General features: G+C 60.7%; 20 protein-coding genes, 1 tRNA gene and 1 pseudogene. 14 read left to right on the top strand and 8 right to left on the bottom strand.

All coding sequences use genetic code 11. The features are described 5' to 3' along the window. Positions 1-147: 147 nt before the first annotated feature. Positions 148-223: transfer RNA gene (locus AF71_RS12460), tRNA-Ile, on the top strand. A 43-nt stretch (positions 224-266) separates the two neighbouring features. Here AF71_RS12460 and AF71_RS12465 read toward each other — a convergent pair. Continuing rightward, positions 267-1,443, bottom strand: a pseudogene (locus tag AF71_RS12465) (integrase core domain-containing protein). A gap of 325 nt (positions 1,444-1,768) precedes the next feature. On the opposite strand from AF71_RS12465, the gene AF71_RS12470 reads away from it, so the two are divergent. From AF71_RS12470 to AF71_RS12490, 4 genes are all read left to right on the top strand, one after another. Beyond that, entirely contained in the window at positions 1,769-1,990 is a 222-nt protein-coding gene (locus tag AF71_RS12470) for a hypothetical protein (protein ID WP_018116593.1), read from the top strand. Between the two features lie 177 nt (positions 1,991-2,167). Beyond that, positions 2,168-2,512 carry a hypothetical protein gene (locus AF71_RS12475; protein ID WP_018857139.1) on the top strand — a complete coding sequence of 115 codons (345 nt, stop codon included), beginning with the start codon at positions 2,168-2,170 and terminating at the stop codon, positions 2,510-2,512. 1,160 nt (positions 2,513-3,672) lie between these two features. Beyond that, a complete protein-coding gene (locus AF71_RS12485; RefSeq protein WP_169681495.1) occupies positions 3,673-4,680 on the top strand; it encodes a DNA topoisomerase IB in 1,008 nt (335 codons plus the stop codon). A gap of 104 nt (positions 4,681-4,784) precedes the next feature. Then, on the top strand, positions 4,785-5,594 hold the full coding sequence (locus AF71_RS12490) for a Ku protein (protein ID WP_018857141.1): 810 nt from the start codon (positions 4,785-4,787) through the stop codon (positions 5,592-5,594). Positions 5,595-5,613: 19 nt separating this feature from the next. Here the strand turns inward: AF71_RS12490 and ligD are convergent, their stop codons facing one another. The 5 genes from ligD to AF71_RS12515 all read right to left on the bottom strand — a co-directional run bounded on the left by ligD (position 5,614) and on the right by AF71_RS12515 (position 11,117). Then, positions 5,614-8,130 (bottom strand): DNA ligase D, encoded by a 2,517-nt coding sequence (gene ligD, locus AF71_RS12495; RefSeq protein WP_169681497.1) that lies wholly within the window; start codon positions 8,128-8,130, stop codon positions 5,614-5,616. A 2-nt stretch (positions 8,131-8,132) separates the two neighbouring features. Beyond that, positions 8,133-8,966: a Ku protein gene (locus tag AF71_RS12500; protein ID WP_169681499.1), complete on the bottom strand. Its 834-nt coding sequence runs from the start codon at positions 8,964-8,966 to the stop codon at positions 8,133-8,135. 11 nt (positions 8,967-8,977) lie between these two features. Continuing rightward, complete coding sequence (locus tag AF71_RS12505; RefSeq protein ID WP_026371785.1) at positions 8,978-9,247, bottom strand: hypothetical protein; 270 nt, start codon at positions 9,245-9,247, stop codon at positions 8,978-8,980. A gap of 148 nt (positions 9,248-9,395) precedes the next feature. Continuing rightward, positions 9,396-9,752 carry a hypothetical protein gene (locus tag AF71_RS12510; protein WP_026371786.1) on the bottom strand — a complete coding sequence of 119 codons (357 nt, stop codon included), beginning with the start codon at positions 9,750-9,752 and terminating at the stop codon, positions 9,396-9,398. A 339-nt stretch (positions 9,753-10,091) separates the two neighbouring features. Next, a complete protein-coding gene (locus tag AF71_RS12515; RefSeq protein ID WP_018857145.1) occupies positions 10,092-11,117 on the bottom strand; it encodes a substrate-binding domain-containing protein in 1,026 nt (341 codons plus the stop codon). 315 nt (positions 11,118-11,432) lie between these two features. Here AF71_RS12515 and AF71_RS12520 point away from each other — a divergent pair, with 315 nt between their 5' ends. The 6 genes from AF71_RS12520 to AF71_RS12545 all read left to right on the top strand — a co-directional run bounded on the left by AF71_RS12520 (position 11,433) and on the right by AF71_RS12545 (position 17,619). Next, positions 11,433-12,698, top strand: coding sequence for an ABC transporter substrate-binding protein (locus AF71_RS12520; RefSeq protein ID WP_169681501.1), 1,266 nt, complete (start codon positions 11,433-11,435; stop codon positions 12,696-12,698). An 84-nt stretch (positions 12,699-12,782) separates the two neighbouring features. After that, positions 12,783-13,769, top strand: a complete 987-nt coding sequence (locus tag AF71_RS12525; RefSeq protein ID WP_018857147.1) for a sugar ABC transporter permease — start codon at positions 12,783-12,785, stop codon at positions 13,767-13,769. Further along, positions 13,769-14,599: a carbohydrate ABC transporter permease gene (locus tag AF71_RS12530; RefSeq protein WP_018116605.1), complete on the top strand. Its 831-nt coding sequence runs from the start codon at positions 13,769-13,771 to the stop codon at positions 14,597-14,599. The genes AF71_RS12525 and AF71_RS12530 overlap by 1 nt, the downstream gene beginning before the upstream one ends. Before the next feature lie 12 nt (positions 14,600-14,611). Next, the gene (locus AF71_RS12535) at positions 14,612-15,640 is read left to right on the top strand and encodes an ABC transporter ATP-binding protein (protein ID WP_113471559.1); all 1,029 of its coding nucleotides are present in this window, start codon (positions 14,612-14,614) and stop codon (positions 15,638-15,640) included. 75 nt (positions 15,641-15,715) lie between these two features. Then, positions 15,716-16,501, top strand: a complete 786-nt coding sequence (locus AF71_RS12540; protein ID WP_169681503.1) for a ThuA domain-containing protein — start codon at positions 15,716-15,718, stop codon at positions 16,499-16,501. An 11-nt stretch (positions 16,502-16,512) separates the two neighbouring features. Continuing rightward, a complete protein-coding gene (locus tag AF71_RS12545; RefSeq protein WP_018857150.1) occupies positions 16,513-17,619 on the top strand; it encodes a Gfo/Idh/MocA family oxidoreductase in 1,107 nt (368 codons plus the stop codon). Positions 17,620-17,869: 250 nt separating this feature from the next. Here AF71_RS12545 and AF71_RS12550 read toward each other — a convergent pair whose 3' ends face one another. Together AF71_RS12550 and AF71_RS12555 are read right to left on the bottom strand one after the other, a co-directional pair. After that, positions 17,870-19,030, bottom strand: coding sequence for an aminotransferase (locus AF71_RS12550; RefSeq protein ID WP_169681505.1), 1,161 nt, complete (start codon positions 19,028-19,030; stop codon positions 17,870-17,872). Between the two features lie 91 nt (positions 19,031-19,121). Then, positions 19,122-19,769: a Crp/Fnr family transcriptional regulator gene (locus AF71_RS12555; protein ID WP_112645367.1), complete on the bottom strand. Its 648-nt coding sequence runs from the start codon at positions 19,767-19,769 to the stop codon at positions 19,122-19,124. A gap of 317 nt (positions 19,770-20,086) precedes the next feature. Between AF71_RS12555 and AF71_RS12560 the strand changes: the two genes are divergently transcribed. Genes AF71_RS12560 through cydC form a run of 3 tightly spaced genes read left to right on the top strand, consistent with a single transcriptional unit; the run spans position 20,087 to position 24,052 of the window. Then, entirely contained in the window at positions 20,087-20,665 is a 579-nt protein-coding gene (locus AF71_RS12560) for a GbsR/MarR family transcriptional regulator (RefSeq protein WP_018857153.1), read from the top strand. A gap of 4 nt (positions 20,666-20,669) precedes the next feature. Continuing rightward, on the top strand, positions 20,670-22,364 hold the full coding sequence (gene cydD / locus AF71_RS12565; RefSeq protein ID WP_169681507.1) for a thiol reductant ABC exporter subunit CydD: 1,695 nt from the start codon (positions 20,670-20,672) through the stop codon (positions 22,362-22,364). After that, positions 22,361-24,052, top strand: a complete 1,692-nt coding sequence (gene cydC, locus AF71_RS12570) for a thiol reductant ABC exporter subunit CydC (protein ID WP_169681509.1) — start codon at positions 22,361-22,363, stop codon at positions 24,050-24,052. Before cydD ends, cydC begins: the two co-directional genes overlap by 4 nt. Positions 24,053-24,107 lie beyond the last annotated feature (55 nt).

Raw genomic sequence — 24,107 nt, forward strand, 5'->3', positions numbered from 1 at the left:
ACTCCCTGATTGTGAAGTCTCGATTGCCGTCTTGCCGATTGATTGTGAAGCTATTGCGGCAGTCCCTTGTGAGCGCTCAAGAATTGCGTTAGAGCGAAACCCGTTCCGGGGAACCATTGCGCCGGACACGGCAGCCATGCTGTCGCCGGGCCTGTAGCTCAATGGTTAGAGCCGGCGGCTCATAACCGCTTGGTTGGGGGTTCGAGTCCCTCCGGGCCCACCAGTTCTTTCTTGTCCAGCCCGGAGACATAGGTAACAAAACGTACCTACCACATGGGTGACAACCTCGTGCCGAACGGGTTGCCGATGGTTTGCAAGGTCCTCTGCTCGAGGTCGATATATCCGAGATCATAGTGCATGAAGCTGACGAGCCAAATGCCGTCGTCGACCTCCTTGATTCCCAGTTTCTGTCCGGCCAGCACGGTCGAGATGTTGATCGTCTTGCGGTAGATGCAGATGCGGCCGCAATGGGTCACCAGCGCGTCACGGTCGTGGAACGGATAATTGATCTCCGGCAGCCCGTTATATCGGCGCGCCGATGGCGTGTAGAGATCGAGCGGCACCTTCATCGCCAGGGCTTCATGCGGCCGCTCGGTATTGAATTCGCTGACGAACGCATCGAAGCGGGCCTGTTGCTGCAGGATATTTCTGCCAGGTGGCCTGGTCGCCTCTTTCTTCAGCGTCAGGTGCATGCGCTCATGCCGGCCATTCTCTTGCGGATGGCCCGGCCTGATGCGCTCGAGCGCGATGCCGAGCCGCAGCCACCAGACTGACAGCTTCGACAGATTGTAGAGGCCGTTGGGGTTGGCGAACGGCAGGCCGTTGTCACTGCGGATCGCGCTTGGCAGGCCATGTTCGGCAAACAATCGGCGGAACGCCTCGAACACCCCCACCTCCTTTGTCGATTCGAAGGCTTCACCGGCAAGCAGGTAGCGTGGCGTCTGGTCGGTGACCGTCAGCGGGTAACAGTAGCGGCCATCGCCGAGTTTGAACTCGCCCTTGAAGTCGGCGCACCACAGGTCGTTCGGCGAAAGGGCCTGTGATAAGGCCGTTCCTTCTGCCCGATAACGGTGCCGCTGGCGGGCATGAGCGACCAGCCCGTGCCGGTCAAGCACCGCTCTTCGACGGCACGCGCACATCGTCGGCCAGACGCTTCACCAGCAGTTCTCTGCTCTTCCTGGCACCCCGATGCGGCTTCTCCTTCTTGAGCCGCACGATCATTGCCTCGACCGGCTCGGGCAACTGGTTGGCGTAACGCACCGGCCGTCGAGACCGATCCGTCAGCGCCTCCAGGCCGTCGTCCTCGTAGCGATTGAAGATTTTGTAGCCGGTCTTGCGCGAGATGCCGAACTCCCGGCACACATCGCTCATGCCTTCGCCCTCCAGCAGGCGGGCGACAAATCGTAGACGTTCCTCCATCACCGAAGTCTCTCTCCACGGCATCAACACCTCCCGCCAAAAGCGAAAAGTGTTACCCATGTCTCCGGTACAAAACGTCACCTATCTCTCAGGTCGGGCATCTTCCGATCCCATCCGCCGACATATCTCCCTTCCACAATCGCACACCGTTGGCTTCGATTTCAACGACGTTTCCGAGCCTCGGAGAGCCGAAATTTGATCCTTTTCGGCGCTAGTCCGACGCACCGACTATTGCCATTTTGCAACGCAGCGGCGTTTAGGAGCGCAATATGAGTGGATTCTTATATTAGAGAGGTTGCCACGCCGATGCAGCTGCACATAGGCTCCAGTCTCGAAGGGAGACGGGCCGATGCAATGGATTTCGTGGCACCGACCGATGCTGACATCGAAAATTACCGACCTGATCGATCGCATCCTGGAGTGCTGGTGCGACGAACATGGACATCACACCGGAAGTGTTGAAGCACGCCGAAAGGCAAACAGCCTGCTCCAATGGATCGAACTCGGCGTCACGGATGAACGGGAACTTTCGGACCTGATCCGCGACGACATCGTGATCGGCGCGCAGTAGACTGAACGGCTACCGCAAGGCCAGCATCCGTCGTGCACCAGACCGATGTCTCGTTCTTGCGCGGCTTGGCTATGCACTACCCTACCTATCTCTGTGATGATATGCACAATCGCCGCGCGGCTCACTTCATGGACGCGGCCCTTATGCCCAGCTTTGTGACGTCAAACGGACGATGAGATGAGCAAGCTTCTTTTGGCCCTTGCGCCTACTTTGTTGTTGGCGCTGTCAGTTTCTCCTACTGCTCTCGCTGAGACACGCCCGCTCTCAGAGATAACCAAGAAAACCGAAGCCCGAATTCTACGCGACAATCTGAAACCCAATGTCGCGTGCTACAAGGAAATCTTGGAGGACTTTCAAGAGCGGAAGATCAAGAAGGCGGACATATACGTCACCTTCGACGATCCCCAGGTTGAGGGCATTGGGATCGGGATAGCGGAGACTGACGAAAACTACTCTTGCGAAGGTGGCGAGATGAGAGCTTGGGAAGCCGGGAAGTACGAGGTCGTAAAGAAATTCCGTTAGGCACGTTGTCGGCCGGTCTATCGCCGATACGCTAGCTCCCTTGTTTGTCGGGCTCTTAATCGGGTTGGGCTACAAGCAAACCAGCCAAAACCCTTTAGCTGACGCAATAAATGGCGAGCGCCAAGGTTGGCACGTTAGTTAAGTTCATGAGGGTTTTGATGCTCGACCCGCCGTGTTCTTGGCTTCGGCTAAAGAAGGGCGCGCAAGAGTCATCGCGGTTTTCCGCTCACCGTCTGGTGTCTGGGTTTACCGTTGGGCGGCCTTCTTCGAAGCTTGTCAGTATCAACTGGGGAAGACAATGCCGTCAAAAAGCTTCCTTGACGTCCTGATCGTCCCTGCGCCCTTCACTCTGCCGTCTGGGCCTAGATCGAGGAACACCTCCATGTCGCCGGTTGGGTGCTCAATCACGTAGCGGCCGTCGCTGGGCGCTTCGACAAGGCCGTGTGCGGGAGAACCGACGAGGCGAGTGGGTACCTAAGCACAATCTCGTGCTGCGTGGCGTCATCGGGGTCTTCCCTCCTGCCCACCAGTCTCAAATGCCATCAGGCCGGGTCAAGCAGGAAGCTCTTGCCTCACACGGGAGAGCCGAGAGGTCAGCCTACCCGTTGGTGATCCTCTCGAGCCCTCGGGGAGCCCGAAGGCGCCCTTGCGTGTCCTTTTTGGCGGAAGGACGAGAACAACTTAGACAGAGCATGCCCGCTTGGAAAGTTGGACCAAGGTCCGATCGGAAGGAGGGAGGCTGCAGGAGGGTTGGTCCGCGACATCCTAAAGCCTCCCTCATCCTTCGGGGCAGAAGGACAAGGGTCAGTTAGCGCTGGCCCAATGCTTGGGTAGTTGGACTTAGGTCTGACGAATTCGCCGCCATCTTGCGAATCGAATCGGCAGTGCCGCGCGTCGGTCACACCCGGCGCACCGAAGCCCTTGAAAGTAGAGGGAGATTATAGCCAGATACCAAGTCCTATTGGTAATCCGGGCCAAGCGCGCCACCTTCACTCAATGCCGCGTTCGCCGCCGTTCCGCCGTCTTACCTAGCCGGCAGCGGAACCTAGCGACGACAACGGCGTTTCGTGCTCACTGTGGATCAGAGAACGACTCATAAATCGCAACCCCGCAACGAACCGGCGACGTCGCAACTTAATGGGGCGTCGACTGCCGACGGCTTGGTTTTCACAGCGAGCCTGGAGACCGGCATCAGCAGGCAGGCGGGCAAAAAGGGATTTGTCTATTACGACGCCGGTGGCATCCGTATCACGGAGCCATCGGAGCTCGATCGCATCTCCGCGCTTGCCATTCCCCCGGCCTATACCGAGGTCCTGATTTCTGCCGACCCCCATTCCCACCTGCAGGCCACTGGCCGCGACGCTCGCGGCCGCAAGCAATACCGCTACCATCCCAAATGGACTGCCGAGCGGGAAAAGAGCAAATTCGAGCGGCTTGCCGACTTCGGCTCGGCGCTTCCCGCGATCCGGAAGAAGGTGGATTCAGACCTCCGACGCCGGGCACCCAACATCGACAAGGCGCTCGCAACAATCGTCTGGCTGCTCGACAATCTCTTCATCCGCGTCGGCAATGCGAGCTACGCCGCGGAGAACGCTTCCTATGGCCTGACGACGCTGCGCAACAAGCATGTGAAAATATCAGGGTCGAGCATTCACTTCCGCTTCAAGGGCAAGTCAGGAAAGGAATGGCGCCTCAGTCATAGCGACCGTCGCATCACGCGCGCCGTGCAGATGCTCCAGGAGCTGCCCGGGCAACAGCTTTTCCAGTACATCGATGACGATGGTGTCTGCCACCCCATCCAATCACAGGACGTCAACAGCTACATACGGCAAGCATCCGGAGCCGATTTCACGTCCCGCCAATTCCGCACTTGGGGAGCAACGCAAATGGCTGCGACCGGGCTGGCTTCGCTTGAACCACACGAAAGCCAGCGAGGGCGCGCCCGGCAGGTGAATGAAGTCATCGACGCAATTGCCGCGCGCCTGGTCAACACGCGCGCAGTATGCCGGTCGTCCTATATCCATCCAAAGATATTCGAAAGCTTTGAGACCGGCGACCTTGCCAGTCTCGCCAACACCCGACCGAGCCGAAGCGTGCGACTGCTGCGCTGGATGAATCAGGAGGAGATCGCCGTGCTCCGCTGGCTCAAGGCGCTCAATGGGCACTGACTCTATCTGTCCGCGCGCAATGGAACCAAACGGCTGCTCACACCGTTATGGAGGATTGCCGCGAATGCGGCCACGGGAGATGGCGCCGGGGCGCCAGGGCGCGAATGGCACGTCAGACGTATTGGAAGGGTTATCTCAAACTGTCACTCGTCACGGCCGCAGTGTCCCTGACACCGGCGACGACGGATAGCAACCAGCTTCGATTTCACGTCCTGAACCGAAAGACGAAGAACCGCGTCGAAAGCCGCTACGTCGACAGCGTCACCCGCAAGCCGATCGCCGACAAGGATCAGGCCCGAGGTTATCCGCGTGGCGAGGACGACTATGTGATTCTCGAGGACAAGGAACTCGATGAAGTCGGGCTCGAAAGCACGAAGACGATCGACATCGACACTTTCGTGCCGCGCGGCTCGATCGATTGGATCTGGTACGACAAACCACATTTTCTGACGCCGGAGGACAAGGTCGGCACCGAAGCCTTCTGCGTGATCCGCGAATCGATGAAGGCAAACGATGTCGTCGGCGTTGCGCGACTTGTTCTCTACCGACGTGAGCGCGCCGTCCTCCTGGAGCCGCAGGGCAAGGGCATCATCCTCTGGACACTGCATTTCGGCGACGAAGTTCGCCCGCCGGCCGCGACACTTGATAGCCACGGCAAAGTGGATGACACGGTGCTCTCCATGATGAAGAAGCTGGTCAAGGATCGAACGGAGGATTGGCAGCCCGCCATGGTGCAGGATCCGATCCAGAAGCGCTTGCGAGCCATGATCCGTGCGAAGCAGAAGAGCCTTGTCAAAGCCACACCGCCTTCATCCAAGCGGCCGGCATCCAAGCCGACGGGCAATGTCGTCAACATCATGGACGCCCTGAAAAAGAGCCTCGCCAAGGAAACGGGACGCCCGAAATCTCATTGAGAGACCGCAGCCGCCTCCGCTACTTTCGCTTCTCAAGGGGAACGGCGGCGGCAAAGAAATCCGCCCATGGATCGCTGCGCAAGGCATCGAGACGTGCCGGAGCGTTGTCGACCGTGAAATAGGCCGGACCGATTTCATCGGTCAGTTCGTTCCACTCAAGCGGCATCGAAACAGCAGCGCCGGGCCGCGCACGCGTCGAATAGGCGGCGACGGCCGTGTTGCCGCGACCGTTGCGCAGATAATCGATGAAGATCTTGCCGTTCCGCTTCGCCTTCGTGGCGGTCGCGAGATACTTGTCGGGGTGATCCCTGGACATGCCGTCGGCCAGCGCCTTGGCGAAAGCCTTGACCGGCGCCCAGCCGGCCTTCGGTTTGAGCGGGCTTACGACGTGCAGCCCCTTGCCGCCGGAGGTTTTGACAAAGGCCGCCAGGCCCGCGGCTTCCAAATGCTCCTTCAATTCGTAGGCAGCGGCGATCACCTCGGCCCAACTAACGTCTTCGGCCGGGTCAAGGTCCATCGTGATCATGTCCGGTCGCTCCCAACTCGCCGTCGTCGCCCCCCAGGGATGGATCTCCAGCACGGCCGATTGGACGAGCGCGACCATCCCGTCGAAGTCGGTGATGCGCAGCAACTTCTCGCCGCCCCTGTCCTTCGGATCGGTGATCTGCTCGATATTGGCGTTCATGCCTTTCCAGGCATGCTTCTGGAAAAACCGCTGATGGCCGGCAATGCCGTCGGGGCAACGCAATAATGCCAATGGCCGCTTGGTCACATAGGGCTCAATGAAGCGCCATACCCGTGCGTAATAGCTGACCAGTCCCTGTTTGGTGATCCCCTCCTCCGGCCAATAGATCCGATCGGGATGGGTGAGCGTGACGCTGGATTGAGGCAGTTCCTGCGCAGTCGTCGTTGTTGCTTCGGGCATAACTTCTTCTGGCGCCTTGTCTTCTCTCAACCCGCGAAACGCGGCGTGCCGCAAATTGTTGTCCGCCGACCATGCCTGAAACTCAACCTCGGCAACAAGCTTCGGTTTCACATAGACCAGCCCGCGACGCTCCTCGGGGGTGAGCTCGTCGTCGAAAGAACTCTCCGTCTGCTCCATCGCCGACAGCGTGTCATAGAGTTCGTGCGCGACATTGACGCTGAAGCCCGTTCCGACCCGGCCAACATGCTCCAGCTTTCCCTTGCGGTAAACGCCCATTGCCAGCGAGCCAATCGCGTTGTTCATCGCACTCGAAGGCACATAGCCGCCGATCACCAGCTCCTGCCGTTGCAGGCATTTCGATTTGACCCAGTCGCTGGTACGTCCCGACACGTACTCGCTGTCAGCCAGTTTCGAGATAATGCCTTCGAGCCCGAGCTGGCGCGCGTGTTCCAGCACAACGGCACCCTTCTCGGTAAAATGCTCGCTATAGCGAAGTCGCGCGTCGACGTCGGCGAGCAGGTCCGCGAGCAAGGCCTTGCGATTGGTCAGTGACACTTGCTGCAGGTCGTATCCATCGAGGTAAAGCAGATCGAAGGCATAGAACACGAACCGATCGTGCCGGGCTTTGCTAAGGTCATTCTGCAAGGCCGAAAAGTCCGAGGCGCCGGTTTCACGCTCGACGACGATTTCACCGTCGAGGATCGCCGCCTTCGCCGGCAGTGCCGTGAAGGCCGCGACGATTTCCGGGCCAAATTTGTCGGTCCAGTCGAGCCCGCTGCGGGTCAGCAGAGTGGCTTTGCCCTTCTCAAGCCGAACCTGCAACCGGTACCCATCGAACTTGATCTCGTGAATCCACCCTTCTCCCGACGGAGGCTTGGCCTTGAGCTTGGCAAGTTCAGGCTCGATGAAGGCAGGCAACGCCGCCTTCTCGGCCCCCTTCGGCCACACCTGACGTTTCGGTCTTGCTTGATTCGCTGCGGGCTTTGAAGAGGCGGACTTTAACGCTCCCTTGGGATGGGAGTTCCAGGTGGCGTCAGGGTGCTTCGCCACCTCCTCGATCTTGCGGCCCGTTTTCACCGATTCAGGTCGCTGCTTGAGAATGTCGCCCTTGTGGCTGGCCTCGGCATCCTCAGCCTTGATCAGCAACCAGTTTTCCTGGCGTTCACCCGGCTTGCCATGCATGCGGACCAGATGCCAGCGGCCGCTCAGTTTCTCGCCGTCAAGGTCGAATTCGAGATGGCCCTTCTTATAGCCCCTGTGCGGATCGCCATTTGGCGTCCATGTGCCGCGATCCCAAACCAGCACCGTGCCGCCTCCGTACTGGCCTTTCGGGATGATGCCTTCGAAGTCGCCATAATCAAGCGGGTGGTCCTCGACATGGACGGCAAGGCGCTTTTCATCGGGGTTGAGGCTTGGACCGCGCGTAACGGCCCAGCTTTTCAGCACGCCGTCGAGCTCGAGCCGGAAGTCATAGTGGAGCCTCGACGCGTCGTGCTTCTGAATGACAAAACGGAGCGCGGCCTGCGCTGGAGGCTTGCCGACACGCCTGCTCCCGCGCGGCTCCGGTGTTACCTTGAAATTGCGTTTGGCTTGATAGGCCTGCAGAGCCATCGTCAGCTCGCCTTCGTCTGTCCGCTATCTGCCCGCGCTGCCTTTCGGGCTCGCGGCTTGGCGCTCAGCTTGGCGCTCTGGCGCAGAGCGTCCATGAGATCGATGACCTTGCCCTGCGGCTTCGGCTTGGCCTTCGGTAGCTCCCTGCCCTCGATCTTCGCCTTGACCAGCTCCGAGAGCGCCATCTCGTATCGATCCTCGTATTCCTGTGGAACGAAGGTGCCTTTCTTTGTGCCGATGATGTGCCCGGCCAGTTCGAGCATTTCCTTGTCGAATTTCATCTCCGGAATGTCCTTGAAGACCGTCTCCGGCTTGCGCACCTCGTAATCGAAGCTCAGCGTCGTTGCGATGATATAGTCGTCCTGCGGCCGGATCAGGACGGTACGGTTGCGGCGGAAGAGCACTGCTTCCGCGATCGCGGCGACCTTCTGATCGCGCATGGCGCGGGCGATCAGACCGAGCGCCTCCTCATCATCCTCGCTGACGGGCGCCAGGTAGTAGGGCTTGTCGAAATAGAGCTTGTTGATCTCGCTGTAGGGTACGAAATTCTGGACGTTGAGGACCTTGTCGCTTTCCGGCATGACGCCAGCCATCTCCTCGCCCTCGATGACGATGTATTCGCCATTGTCCAGCTGGTATCCCTTGACCTGGTCATCCCGCTCAACCGCCTTGCCCGTCTCGCTATCGACGAACTGCCGTTCCACCCGATGGCCGGTCTTCCGGTTGATGATATTGAACGAGATGCGGTCCGAGGTCGAAACCGCCGTATATAATCCTACGCTGCAGACAAGGTCTCCGACCTTGAGATGGCCTTTCCAGCTTGCCCGCGCTGCCATGACATTCCCCCTCAGTTGTCGTTTTGCAGTTTGCGTTTGCGTCGCTGGTCAATGGCTATGATCTTCTCGACGGAGGCGATGTCGTCGCTGGTGACGACTGGAACCGGATCGGACGCGATCGCCTCCAGGACTTCGTCCGAGAGTCCCCCATTCCGAATAACCCATTCCAGCGTCTCGCGAGTCTGACGCTCGGCCTTGAGCTGAGCATAAAGCGCGATGATCAGCCTATCCCGGGCATCCACCTGCTTGCTCTTGCGATCAATTTTCCGGATCTGAGGCACCTGATCACCCGCCTGCTTCGGCAACGAAGGGATTCAATGGATTGGAAGCGAAAAAGTTCCGGCGCACCGCCGCGAGCGCCAGATTTTTTCCTCGTTTGCAACCTGATCGGGCCAAAGCGGAACCGCCGACGCCCTTCAGGCGCTGTCCTCAGTGTTTTGCCGATCTGGTCGGAATGCTGGAACCAGTTGCCGAGACTGGGTCGCTGGCTGGAAATGTGCCTTCCAATCCCTCGTCCAGCTGTTCTTCCATTGCGGTCTGATCGCCGGCGGCACGAGCGCTCGGCCGTGCCTTCAATCGGCCGACGCTGGCCTCTTCCGTGTCGGCCGTAGCCATCTCCGCCATGACAGCCTGGGCTCGTTCAACCGCGTTCCTTGAGTTGAGGGTTTGCTTCTCGTCATTGCGCAATTGGACGGAAACGATCTCCCCTCCATCGCCCACGAATTCAATTGTGAAACCGAGTTTGCCACCCTTCTCGGGAATGACCTGCGTGCCGACGACCTGCATGACGCTCTCCTTCAACTCTTCTTCCGGAGGAAACGAGCGGCCGCAACCGAATGTTCCGAGGCACGTCGACGGCGCGATAGGCAAAAAAAAGCCACCGCTATTCACGGTGGCTGGGAGTTCGAAGGTCAAAACCTCCAGAGGGAACAGTTGCCCATCGACCGGGAGGATGGTCGACATGCGTGAGCAACTGCCGTCAATATGCGATTTTGGCGCCGTCCGCTCAATCAACTAGGCACCGAAATTCCGCTGAGGCGGAAATCATCTTTCCATCGTTTTGGAAAAACGCGCGATATTCTACCAGCAACCGTCCCGGGGGAAGCGGCATCCGTAGTTATGACGTCAGGACGTAGACTGCCTGGCCGGCCCCGTCGACTCGCGCAGGATCAGTTCGACGGGCCACAATTCGTGGATCTCCAGCGGAGACCGTCCTGACAGCAATTGCAGGACAAGATCGGCGCATCGCGTTCCTGCCGCGCGCATCGAAGACCGCGTTGCCGAAAGCGACGGCACCATGTTGTCCGCCGTCAGATACGGAAAGACGTCGTCGTGAGCGATGACCGAAACGTCCCGGCCGATCTGCAGCCCGAGCGAGCGGGCCGCCCGATAGACGCCGAGCGCCGTCATCATGGATCCGGCGACGAAGGCAGTTGGCGGGTTGGGTTGTTCGAGGAAAGATCGAGCGAAGCGGAAGCCAAGCTCGTCGGTGAAATTCCCGCTCGCCATCAGCTGCGGATCGGGCTCGATGCCATGGCTTTGAAGAGCCTTGCGGAAGCCGCTGTCCCGGTGAAGGGCATAGGTCGCGCCCGGCCGACCGTTTATCATCGCAATTCGCCGATGGCCGAGATCGATCAGGTGCGAGGTCGCGCGCATGATCGCAGCTTCGTTATCGATATCAAGCCAGGCGTGCGGCACGTCAATGGCCGACCGGCCATGCACGAGGAAGGGCATGCCGAGCTCGTGGAGCAGCGCGATGCGCTCGTCATTCGGTTTCGGCGAATGCACGATGATCGCGTCGACGCGCCGGCTCTCCACAAGTCGGCGGTAAAGCTGCATCTCGTCTTCCTGGTTCGGATCCGCCATCGGGATGACGAGAATGTCGGTTTCTTCCGCCACCAGCCGCTCCGCCATGCCGGCCATGAATTCGGCGAAGTGGAACTCGCCGGCACGCCCCATCACTACGCCGATCGCGCCCGCCCGACCCGTCTTCAGCCGCACCGCGTTGACGTTCGGGCTGTAGCCCAGTCTGACGGCGGCTTCCGCAACGCGTGCACGCGTGGTCTCGCTCACCTCAGGATAACCACTCAGCGCACGACTGACTGTCGTTGGAGACAATCCGACCTGTTTCGCGAACTCTTTAAGCTTCATTCAACATTGCGTCTTTCGTGCTGGTCCATCTGGCTGATCGCCGCCAAGTGCTGGTCTTGCTTATGGCCTAAGCATAGCAGCTTACAAGCAACCAAACCGTTTTCAATTTTGGATATTCCCCGAAGAGGTATTTCGACCTTTACCCACAACCAAATTGAGCAGCATCTCTATGATTTTGCTTTGTTATCAATATGTGATTGCGGTTGTGCGACTTTGGCACGAGTGCCCGCTTGACTCAATATCGACCTTCTGACAACTTTTTCCAGCCAAACCGTTTTCAATTTTTCCAATGTTTGGTTCTTTTGGGAGGAAGATATGAAGTTTCGTTTCACAGCGGTCGCCGTCGCGGCCGCGTTGATTGGCGTCGCACAACCGTCCTTCGCCGCAAATATCAGCATTTCCGCCAGCTCCACAGGCAAGAACCTGGAGCTCCTCCGCAAGCAGCTCGACGCCTTCGAGAAGGAGACCGGCAACAAGGTCAGCATCGTGACCATGCCGTCCTCCTCGACCGAGCAGTTCTCGCAATACCGCCTGTGGCTCGCCGCCGGCAACAAGGACGTCGACATCTATCAGACCGACGTCATCTGGGCGCCGCAGCTGGCGGATCAGTTCGTCGACCTGAAGGATGCCGCCAAGGATGTCGTCGGCGACTTCTTCCCGTCGATCATCGCTTCGCAGACCGTGAACGGTCGCCTCGTGGCGCTACCGCTCTACACCGACGCGCCGGCGCTCTACTACCGCAAGGACCTGCTCGACAAATACGGCAAGCAGCCGCCGAAGACCTGGGACGAAATGGCGGCAACCGCCAAGGAAATCCAGGAAAAGGAACGCGCCGCCGGCCAGAAAGACCTCTGGGGTTATGTTTTCCAGGGCAATGCCTACGAAGGCCTGACCTGCAACGCGCTCGAATGGGTGAAGTCGTCGGGCGGTGGCCAGATCATCGAACCGGACGGCACGATCTCCATTAACAACGAGAATGCCGCGGCAGCGCTTGACCGCGCCAAGGGATGGATCGGGACGATCTCGCCCGGCGGCGTCCTCGCCTATCAGGAAGAAGAGTCCCGCGGCGTCTGGCAGACCGGCAATGCCGTCTTCATGCGCAACTGGCCATATGCCTATTCCCTCGGCAATGGCGCAGACAGTGCCGTCAAGGGCAAGTTCGATGTAATGACGCTTCCGGTTGCCAAGCAAGGCGACTCGCCGTCATCGACGCTCGGCGGCTGGAATCTCGCAGTCTCCAAATACTCTGAGAACCAGGACGCCGCGATCGCGCTCGCCAAGTTCCTGACCTCCAAGGAGAGCCAGAAACAGCGGGCGATCGAGCTCTCCAACCTGCCGACGCTGTCGGCGCTCTATGACGACAAGGACATCGCCACGGCACAGCCGTTCATGCCGAACTGGAAACCAATCTTCCAGAACGCCGTTCCGCGTCCGTCGGCATCCGCCAAGGTCAAGTACAACGAAGTCTCCTCGAAGTTCTGGACCGCCGTTCACAACTCGCTTTCGGGCAACGGCACGTCCGCAGAAAACCTCGAGCTTCTCGAGGCCGACCTGACATCGCTGAAGGGCGAGAACTGGTAATCGAAGGCATCGGCAGCGGCGGACGTCCCGCCGCTGCCCTTCCCTGAGACGCCACCGTCAATCGCCTCAAGAAGCGGGTACCACATGACTGAAGCCGCAGTTTCCCAAAGCGTCGGATCGCGAGCGCGCGCCGTCAATACCTCGTCGGACTTGCGCGCCGAGCGCATCCGTTCCGCCTGGATATTCCTGGCCCCCACCCTGTTCATTCTTGCCGTCGTCGCCGGATGGCCCCTTTTCAGGACGATCTATTTCAGCTTCACGAACGCATCGCTCACCAACCTCAGCGGCGCCGAGTTCGTCGGCTTCAAGAACTACCTCTCCTGGATCACGCTGAAGAGCGGGCGCACGGTCTATAGCGGCCTGCTCGCCGACCCGAATTGGTGGAAGGCGGTCTGGAACACGATGAAATTCGCGTTCCTGTCGGTGACCATCGAAACCATCCTCGGCCTCATCGTCGCCCTGGTACTGAACGCGAATTTCCCTGGCCGTGGCATCGTCCGGGCCGCCATCCTCATTCCCTGGGCAATCCCGACAATCGTTTCCGCCAAGATGTGGGCCTGGATGCTCAACGACCAGTTCGGCATCCTCAACGACATCCTGCTCGGCATGGGCCTGATCAGCCAGAAGATCGCCTGGACCGCCAATCCCGAGACGGCAATGATCGCGGTGCTGATCGTCGACATCTGGAAGACGACGCCTTTCATGGCGCTTCTCATCCTCGCCGGTCTGCAGATGGTACCTGCCGATATTTACGAGGCGGCAAAGATCGACGGCATCAATCCGATCAAGGTATTCTGGCGCCTGACCCTGCCGCTGGTCCGCCCGGCCATCATGGTCGCCGTGATCTTTCGCATGCTCGACGCTCTGCGCATCTTCGACCTGATCTATGTGCTGACGCCGAACAATGCTCAGACCAAGACCATGTCCGTCATGGCGCGCGAAAACCTCTTCGACTTCGACAAGTTCGCCTATGGGGCGACGGCGTCGACCGTGCTCTTCCTTATCATCGCGACGATCACCGTGCTCTACATGTGGCTCGGTCGCGTCAAACTCGGTGGGAGCGACCGCTGATGCTGCTGACCCTGACCAAGAACACGCTCTTCTATCTGCTCGTCACCGTCATCGTCATAATCGCGGTTTTCCCGTTCTACTATGCGATCCTGACGAGCTTCAAAGCCGGCACTGCCCTTTTCGAGGTCAACTACTGGCCGACCTCGATCTCGCTCACCAACTACACGTCGGTGCTGACCACCGGCAGCTTCATCCGCAGCCTCGGAAACTCGCTGCTCGTCGCCATCCTCGTTGTCGCAGCCTCGCTGCTGCTGGCCGTCACAGCATCCTATGCGCTTGCCCGCGTCAATTTCCGCGGCCGCGCGCTGCTGATGCTGACGATCCTGTCGGTCTCGATGTTCCCGCAGATCGCCGTGCTCGCTGGCCTGTTCGAGCTGATCCGTTGGATCGGCATCTTCAACACGCCCTTCGCGCTGATCTTCTCCTATATGATCTTCACCCTGCCCTTCACGGTCTGGGTTCTGACCACCTTCATGCGCGATCTGCCGATCGAAATCGAGGAAGCGGCGATCGTCGACGGCGCCTCGCCGTGGGTCATCATCACCCAGGTTTTCATGCCGCTGATGTGGCCGGCTCTAGTCACGACCGGTCTGCTTGCCTTCATTACAGCCTGGAACGAATTCCTCTTCGCCCTAACATTCACCTCATCGGACGCTCAGCGAACGGTGCCGGTTGCCATTGCCCTGCTTTCGGGCGGCAGCCAGTTCGAAATCCCGTGGGGCAACATCATGGCAGCATCCGTCATTGTTACGGTCCCTGTCGTTGTCCTGGTCCTGATATTCCAGCGGCGCATCATTTCCGGCCTGACCGCCGGCGGCGTCAAAGGTTGAAGAAAGCACGATATGGCACAGATTCGACTCGACAATATCCGCAAGAGCTTCGGTGCGCTTGAAGTCATCAGGGGCGTCTCGCTCGATATCCGCAAGGGCGAGTTCATGGTCTTCGTCGGCCCGTCCGGCTGCGGTAAGTCCACACTGCTGCGGTTGATCTCCGGGCTGGAGGACATCACCTCGGGCACGCTTTCCTTCGATGGCGAGGCGGTCAACCGCTACGCGCCGTCGAAGCGCGGCATCGCCATGGTCTTCCAATCCTATGCGCTCTATCCGCACATGACCGTGTTCGAAAACATGGCCTTCGGAATGAAGCTCTCGGGACGCACGAAGGAAGAGTGCAAGGCTCGTGTCGAACAAGCAGCCGGCATGCTGCAGCTGTCGCCCTACCTGGAGCGTCTGCCACGCCAACTGTCGGGCGGCCAGCGCCAGCGTGTCGCGATCGGTCGCGCCATCGTCCGCGATCCCAAGGTGTTCCTGTTCGACGAGCCGCTGTCGAACCTCGACGCAGCCCTCCGCGTCGCGACGCGTTTGGAGATCGCCAAGCTTCACCGCAGCATGCACGGCACGACGATGATCTACGTCACCCACGACCAGGTCGAGGCGATGACGCTCGCCGACCGCATCTGCGTTCTGCGGGACGGCGTCGTCGAACAAGTCGGCACGCCACTCGAACTCTACGAGACGCCGAATTCTGTTTTCGTCGCCGGCTTCATCGGTTCGCCGAAGATGAACTTCCTGACCGGTGAGTTCTCGGCACCCTACAATGCCCACACCATCGGCGTTCGCGCCGAGCATATGGAAATCGTTCAGCAGGACGCCGCCTGGCGCGGCACCGTCATTCATTCCGAAATTCTCGGCTCCGACAGCTTCGTTTATCTCGACATCGGCACATCAGAGCCGCTTGTCGTGCGGGAAACGGGCGTCTCCGGCCACCAGCCCGGCCAGAAACTCGGGGTTTCCCCGATGGCTGACCGTGTTCATCGCTTCGACCAATCCGGACGCGCGCTCGAGAGGGTGTTCCTTAAAGGCGCGGCCTGACATCTACCCAAAACCACAGGATCCGCCTCGCCTCCCATCGAGGTCGATCCACCATCTGCATGAAGGAGCAAGACCTTGCCTATTCGCACCATTGTCTGGGGTGAAAACATCCACGAGACCACCAATGCCATCGTTCGGGGCATCTATCCCAAAGGCATGCACACCACCATCGCCAACGCGCTGAATACCGATCCGGCGATCCAGGCGACGACCGCCACGCTGCAGGAGCCCGAGCACGGCCTGACGGAAGCCCGCCTTGCCGAAACCGATGTCCTCACCTGGTGGGGCCACAAGGATCACGGCGCGGTCTCCGACGTTGTCGTCGAGCGCGTCGCCAAGCGCGTCTGGGAAGGCATGGGCCTTCTCGTCCTGCACTCCGGCCACTTCTCGAAGATCTTCAAGCGTCTGATGGGCACCCCCTGCGCGCTGAAGTGGCGCGAAGCCGGCGAGCGCGAGCGTCTGTGGACGATCAACCCGCGCCACCCGATCGCAGCCGGCATCGACGAAAACTTCGTTCTCGAGAACGAGGAAATGTACGGCGAGCAGTTCTCCGTGCCGGAGCCGCTGGAAACCGTCTTCATCTCCTGGTTCCAGGGCGGCGAAGTCTTCCGTTCGGGACTTACCTGGCGTCGTGGCGCCGGTAACATTTTCTACTTCCGCCCTGGCCACGAAACCTATCCGACCTATCATGATGCCAACGTTCAGAAGGTACTCATCAACGGCGTGAAATGGGCTTATAACCCACAGGGCGATCTGAAGAACATCACCGATGCCCCGAATGTTCCGGTCGAAAAGGCTCTCGAGCCGATCGTCGAACGCGGCCCGCGACTGCATCAGGCCGGCGAAGCCGGTTACCGCTGAGGAGCACACATATGCGACTACTCGTTCTTGGCACCGGCTCGATGGCCAGAAACCAGGTTGCCAACTTCCTCGCCATCGACGGCGTGGAAGTTGTCGGCGCCGTCGATACCGACCCGGCGCGCCTCACCGAATTTGCCGATCACTTCCACATCGAGAAGCGCTTCCAGACGCTCGAGGAAGCGATCGCATGGGGTGAATTCGACGCGGCCACCAACGTCACGCCTGATCGCATCCACCACGCGACGAGCCTGGCGCTGATATCAGCCGGCAAGCACGTCTTCTGCGAAAAGCCGCTGGCCGAGCATTACGACCACGCCTTGGAGATGACGGAAGCGGCAGAGGCTGCCGGCGTCATCAACATGGTCAACCTCACCTATCGCAACGTCGCTCCGCTGCAGCGGGCCCGCGAAATGGTATTGGCGGGAGAACTCGGCACCATCAGGCACGTCGAGGCCTCCTACCTGCAAAGCTGGCTGGTCTCGCGCGCCTGGGGCGACTGGCGCACGGAATCGCGCTGGCTGTGGCGCCTGTCGACCGGTCACGGCTCGAACGGCGTGCTCGGCGACGTCGGCATCCACATCCTCGACTTCGCCGCCTATGGCGCGGCGACCGATATCGACCACGTCTTTGCCCGCCTTAAGACCTTTAACAAGGCACCGGGCGGCCAGATCGGCGAGTACCTGCTGGATGCCAACGACAGCTTCACCATGTCGGTCGATTTCACCAATGGTGCACTCGGCGTCATCCATGCGACCCGCTGGGCAACCGGCCATCTCAATGAGCTGAAACTTCGCGTCTATGGCGAAAAGGGCAGCCTTGAGGTCATCCATCGCCCTGACGGTTCCGAACTGCGCGGCTGCTTCGGCGAGGATATCGAGACCGCCACCTGGCGCGACATCGAGGTCCCGGCTGTTCTGACCAACTATCAGCGCTTTGCGGAAGCCGTCAGAACCGGAAAGCAGGACGACCCGACCTTCCGCCACGCCGCTAATCTGCAGAAGGTCCTCGACCTTGCGATCGTGTCGGAGAAGGAGCGGCGGGAGCTCAATCTGCTGGAGGCCTCCGAGCAGGATAGCCCGGCAGACAAGCGGATACCGCCGCTGACCGTCGTGGTCTGACAAAGGCACCTGCGAAAAAGCCAGGCACCTTGATGCGGACATTCATACGACTGTCTCCGTCATGCCGGCCTTGAGCCGGCATCCAGCCGCACGGCGTCCGCGGTGCGAAAAGATCTTTCGCGCGCAAGGACTTGCGCGCGCTGGACCCTGGCTCATGGGCCGGGGTGACGACGGATGGGACATCCGCTTCGATACGCCACAGGAGTTGAACAATGCAGGCCCGCTAGCGCGGGCCTTCATCATTTCAAAACTACCGAAGACGATCCGCGAGCAAACTGATCGAAGCCGCATCGGCATTGGCGAAAGCCAGGCGGAGATAGTGCTCCTGCCCCTCCCCGAAATAGCTCCCAGGTAGGCAAACAACACCGGCCTCCTTCGCCAGACGCCCTGCGACAGCGGCTGAGCTGAGCTCCGCGAACGGGTGGCGGATGAACGCGAAATAGGCGCCAAGCGCACCGATCTCCCAGCCAGGCAATCCGGACATGACGGCCCGCAACGCATCCGCGCGGCGCGCAATCTCCAGGCGATTTCCCGCCCGCCAGTCCGCAAGGATCGGCATTGCCTCGGCAACGGCAACCTGCGCAGCGCGCGGCGCGCAGATCTGCATGTTGTCCATGACCTTGGTAATCTCGGCAACGACGTTAACGCCGGCGGTGATCGCTCCGAGACGATGGCCGGGAATGCAGAAGGACTTCGAGAAGCTGTAGAGCAGGATCAGCGTGTCTTCCCAGCCGGGGATGCCAAGCAACGGATGCGGGGCGCCATAGCCTTCGGGAAGGAAGTCGCGATAGGTTTCGTCGACGATCAGCCACGCCCCATGCTTGCGGCAGAGGTTAAACAGTTCCAGCAGCAATTCAGGCGGATAGACAGCGCCCGTCGGATTGTTCGGCGTGACCACCGCCAAGACCTTGGCGCCGGCCGCGAGCGCCTTTTCGGCCGGCTGCACCTCAGGCAGGAAGCCATTTTCCGTATTGCAGTCGACGAGAACGCGCTTGATGCCGAGCATCGACAGCGTCGTCTCCTGATTGAAATAGAACGGGTTGGTCAGCGCCACGGTATCGCCGGAACCGACGAGCGCGATGGCCACCGACATGAAGGCCTGGTTGCAGCCCGCAGTGATATGGATATTGGCGGCAGCAACGGACGCCCCATAGACGTCAGACATATGCCGGGCATAGGCGTCTCTCAGCACGCCCTCGCCCTCGATCGGCCCATAGCCCGTCGTCTTCGGCGAAGATGCCGCTTCGCCGAGCAGCCGCAACATTTCGGGATGGGCTGGATAACCGGGCACCGCCTGCGAGAGATCGACCAGTGGACCTTTGCCGCCCTTGTATTCGCGAGCCCAGGCGAGAACCGAGGGAATGGGTGGCGGAGACAGGCGGGAAACAAGCGGATTGGCCAAGGCAGACATGCAGATCTCTTCTCGAACGAGGTGAACCATCACTCCTGCACGGAATGGGCTTGCTCGGCAACCTGCATTCAAGAATGCCGCACAGGGATCGTCAGGAGCCGCAACAGGCCTTGAGCTTTGACAGCTTCGGCACCTCGATATGCCTGTTGGCGACGATCGAGATCACGCCGTCGGTTCTCAGCTTCGACAGCTGGCGGGAAACCGTTTCGACGGTCAGCCCCAGGAAGTCGGCAATGTCGGCCCGCGACAAAGGCAGCTCGAACCGGCGCTTTTCGCCGACAGTTTCGGGATCGAGATGGGTGGCGATCAGCAACAGGAAACTAGCAACCTTCTCGGCGGCCGTCTTGCGTCCGAGCGTTACCATCCAGTCCCGCGCTTCGTCCAGCTCACGCAGCGCCTGCGCCATCAGCCGCTCGGCCAGTGCGGGATTACTCTTGACCATGCGCTCCAGCGCGGCCTTCGGAATGCGACAGAGGTTGACGTCGGAGGCAGCCTCCACCGACACGGCATTCTCATTCGCATTGAGCCTGCCGAGAAGGTCAGGAGCGAACTGCAGGCCGACGATCTGCTGTCGTCCGTCTTCCAGCCTCTTAGTAAGCTTCACGACGCCGCGGATCACGGTGGCATAGGATTCGGCCGGCATCTTCTCGCCAGCGAGCTCGTCGCCGGATTGATAATTGACCAGGCGTGTATGCGCGGAAAGCATCAGCAGCTCCTCAGCGCTGAGCGCACCGCACACGCCCTTGTGGCGGATCTCACAGCTCATGCAACGCACTGGTATGTTTGAATTATGTATGTCTTTGCGCATCAAAATCAGCTCCGCGCAAAAGCATAGACCACGGCCATGGCGAGAGAACAGCAATTTCTTGATCGTGGTCAAAGTGTCACGATGCAGCGGCGCGCTACGCCGTTCCCCAGCGATCGGCCGGCTTCTGCTTCCTGACCCCTATCGAGGCACCAAATTGCCGCAGGCCTCACTTGCCGATTGCCCAGACAGCCGACCGGATTATAGTGATTTCAGAAATTTCTGAAATTACAGACATTACGGAGACCGATATGAATCTCCCACCACTGGTTCAATCCTTTGTTCTGCATTTCGGTGAAATGGGCTCGCGCTGGGGCATCAACCGCACGGTCGGCCAGATCTACGCCCTGCTCTACGTGTCGCCTTCACCGCTCTGTGCCGAGGAAATTGCCGATGCCCTCAGCATTTCGCGCTCGAACGTCTCGATGAGCCTGCGCGAACTGCAGACTTGGAACCTCGTCCTGCTGAAACACAAACCGGATGACCGGCGCGACTTCTTCACCACCCCGGACGACGTTTGGCAGATCCTGCGAACGCTGGCGGAAGAGCGCAAGAAACGCGAGGTCGATCCGACGCTCTCGGTGCTGCGGGAAATCCTGATGCAGCGCCCGGCAAGCGATGCCGAGCGCCATGCCCAAGAGCGCATGAGCGAGATGCACGCCCTGATCGAGCAGCTAACGCATTGGTACGAAGACGTAAAACAACTTGAAACAGAGCGGCTTGCAACGTTACTCTCCTTAGGTGCGAAAGTGACGAAGCTGCTAGAGGCCAAGGACCGAGTCGTTTCGCTCGGCCGCGGCCGCCGGCCCAATCCTGCGAACAAGAGTTAGCGCTATGGCAAGTGCTTGCTTAGACGCAAACGGAAAGCAGGCTTTCGGCAAGCCGTCGAAACCTGTGCCCAGACATGGTGGGCTACGCAAGGCAGCGGCTGTCCAGACCCTGGCATCGCTCATCTGGATCCCGCAGGCAGCGCTTCTCGCAACGGCAGTCGGCCGCATCGCGAACGGTGGCGGCTTCAACGACGTCTTGTGGCTCGCCATCTATATTGCACTGCTCGGGATAGTAAAAAGCTGCCTCGAGGCCACCGGTGGCCGTATGGCATTTCGCGCAGCGCGCGCCGAATTGTCGATGCGGCGTGAACTGGCCGTCGCAGCCCTCGCCCGACGCTCGCCGATCGACAGCAAAAGACCTAGCTCCGGCGAAGCCGCAAGCATCATCGGCGAGCAAGCCGATATGATCGTTCCCTATCTCTCGCGCTTCCAACCCGCCCGCTTCAAGGCGAGTGCAGTGCCGCTCGTCATCCTTGCCTGCGTGTTCCCCATTTCCTGGATTGCAGCTCTCATTCTCCTTTTTGCCATGCCGCTGATCCCGATCTTCATGGCATTGATCGGCTGGCGTGCGCAGGCGGTGAGTGAGAAGCAGTTGGCGGCGACTGGCGGCCTTAACGGTTTCCTCCTCGATCGCCTGCGTGGCATGGCCACGATCCGTTCGCTTCGTGCCGTCGATGCCACCGCGACGAGGCTCAGAGCCGATGCAGACTCGCTGAAGGCCCGCACCATGGCCGTTCTGAAAATCGCCTTCCTGTCGTCGGCGGTTCTCGAGCTTTTCGCTGCGCTGGGCGTCGCGCTGGTCGCCGTCTATGTCGGCTTCTCCCTGCTCGGCGAGATCCGTTTCGGTGCCTGGGCCAGTGGTTTCGACCTGACGAGCGGTCTCTTCGTGTTGCTGCTTGCACCCGCCTTCTTCGAGCCGCTGCGCGAGCTCTCGGCTGTCTGGCATGACCGTGCCGCCGGCGAAGCGGCGATCAAGGCGATCGAAGCGCTGAGCGCGGATGGACTCCAACTGCCCATCGTAAGCGATACATCCGCACCCCAAACTGCAGCTGGTGCCATCCGCCTGGAGAATATCGGCTTCCGCTACAGCGAGGGCAGCAACGCCGCCATCGATACCTTCAATTTGAGCATTCGCCCCGGCGAGCATGTTGCTTTGCTCGGCGCCAGCGGCTCCGGCAAATCGACCCTGCTCGCACTGATCGCCGGCCACGCCGCCTGTGAGACCGGCGGCGTCACCCTCGACGGACAACCAGCCAGCCCCGCCCTTCAGGCCAAGATCTCCTGGGTCGGCCAGAAGCCGCATATTTTTGCCGGCACGGTCGCCGGTAACATTTCGCTCGGCCGGCCCGGCGTCTCCATGCAGGCCGTGGCAAGAGCCCTTGATCTCGCAAAGCTCGGCCGCTTCGCCCGCAGCCACGCTCGCCGTCCGCTTGGCGATGGAGGCACGGGAGTGTCCGGCGGCGAAGCCCTGCGCATCGCCATCGCCCGCGCCGCCTGTAATGCGGAGGGCTGCATCGTACTTGCGGACGAGCCGACCGCCCATCTCGACGCCGAAACCGCACGCGACATCACCGAGAGCCTGCTCGCTCTGGCCAAGGGCCGCACCCTTGTCGTCGCAACCCATGACCCACAGCTTGCCGCACGCATGGGCCGGACGGTCGTCCTTGATCGCGAAATTGCACGGGAGGCCGCCGAGTGAGCACATCGCTTTCCAGCCTCAAGCCGATCGTTAGGCTTTTCCTGACCGCACGCCGCCGCGGTCTGCTTCTTGGGGCCGCACTTTCCGCGACCACCGTTTCCGCGGGGATTGCCCTGCTCGGCCTCTCCGGCTGGTTCATCACCGCAACCGGCATCGCCGGACTTTCGGCCGCAACGATTGCCACCTTCGACATCTTCATGCCGTCGGCCGGCATTCGCCTGCTTGCACTCGGCCGAACCGCCTCACGCTACGGCGAACGGCTGGCCACTCATGACGCAACGCTGAGCGTCCTCGCAGCTCTGCGCGAACGGCTGTTCCGTGGATGGGCCGCGCCCGGTGCCGCACGCGAGCTCGCACGCCGACCGGCCCGCCTGCTCTTCCGCCTGACGGGCGACATTGATGCACTCGATTCCCTTTACCTACGCGTGCTGGTACCCGCGGGCGTCGCTATTGTCGCAGCGTTTGCAACAAGCGTCGCGCTTGGTCTCATGGATCGGCTTTTTGGACTGGCTGCCGGCAGTGTCTTGCTCGTCGCAGGTCTCGGCATTCCGCTGTTTGCTGGACGCCGGGCAACGAAGCACGCCCGTCGACGCACCCATGGCATCGAAGCCATTCGCGCCCGCACCATCGATCTCGTTGCCGGGCAGACCGACTTGCTGATGGCCGGACGCCTCGACGCGCAGCGTACGGCGATTGCCGATGCCGACCACTACGCCGCGGCCACCGACGACCGCCTAAACCGCATCGAAGCCGGCATCACAATCGGCCTTGGTTTCACCGCCACTGCGTTGCTGACCGGTGCGCTGCTGGCAGTCGCGGCATTGGCCCATGGGGGCGCAGTCAGCCCACCAGTCGCCGTGCTTGGAATCCTGATCGCCTTCGCCGCTGTCGAGCCCTTTGGTGCCTTGCGCCGTGGGGCGATGGAACTTGGCCGTACGCTTATTGCTGCCCGCCGCATCGCGCCCCGCCTGTCGGCAGATGCTGAAGAACTACACCACAGCGCCGCGCCACTTCCCGGCTTTGCGCTTCGCCTGAGCCGCGTCAGCGCGGGACACGACACGGAAACACCCGTGCTTCACAATATCGATCTCGATCTGCAATTGGGGGAGAAGCTCGCCCTAGTTGGCACCAGCGGCGCCGGAAAATCAACACTTCTTTCCCTCCTCGCAGCCGAAATGCGCGCCAGCCAAGGAAGCGTCGAGTGCCTCGACGCCACCCTGCTGACGCAGCGAACGGAGCTTTTCCAAGATAGCCTTCGCGGCAATCTCCTGCTTGCAAGCCCCGATGCACCAGACACCGCCCTGCGCGAGGCGCTCGCCGCGGCGGGCCTCTTGCAGGATGTCGCAGCTTTGCCGCGCGGCCTCGACACGCCGCTTGGCGAAGGCGGCATGGGGCTCTCGGGTGGTCAGTCGCGCCGCCTTGCCCTCGCCCGCCTCTTCCTGCGCGACACGCCGCTCTGGCTGCTGGATGAGCCGACGGAAGGTCTCGATGGCGCCACCGCGCGCGACGTCATCCGCCGTCTGGTGGAGAAGGCGAACGGACGCTCGCTCGTCATCGCCACACATATCCGTCGCGAAGCCGCGATAGCCGATGCCATCGCGGTCATGGAGGATGGTCGCATCACAGAAGTTTCACGCCGTGGAGAGACGGCGTTCGAAAAGGCTTTGAACCGGCTGAGACCGGACTGAGTCACACGACATGGCCGCCAGGCAATCCGGTTTGGCGGAAACTCTTCATACCCCA

It is taken from the genome of Rhizobium sp. 57MFTsu3.2, from assembly GCF_012932765.1.
Classification (GTDB): domain Bacteria; phylum Pseudomonadota; class Alphaproteobacteria; order Rhizobiales; family Rhizobiaceae; genus Rhizobium; species Rhizobium altiplani.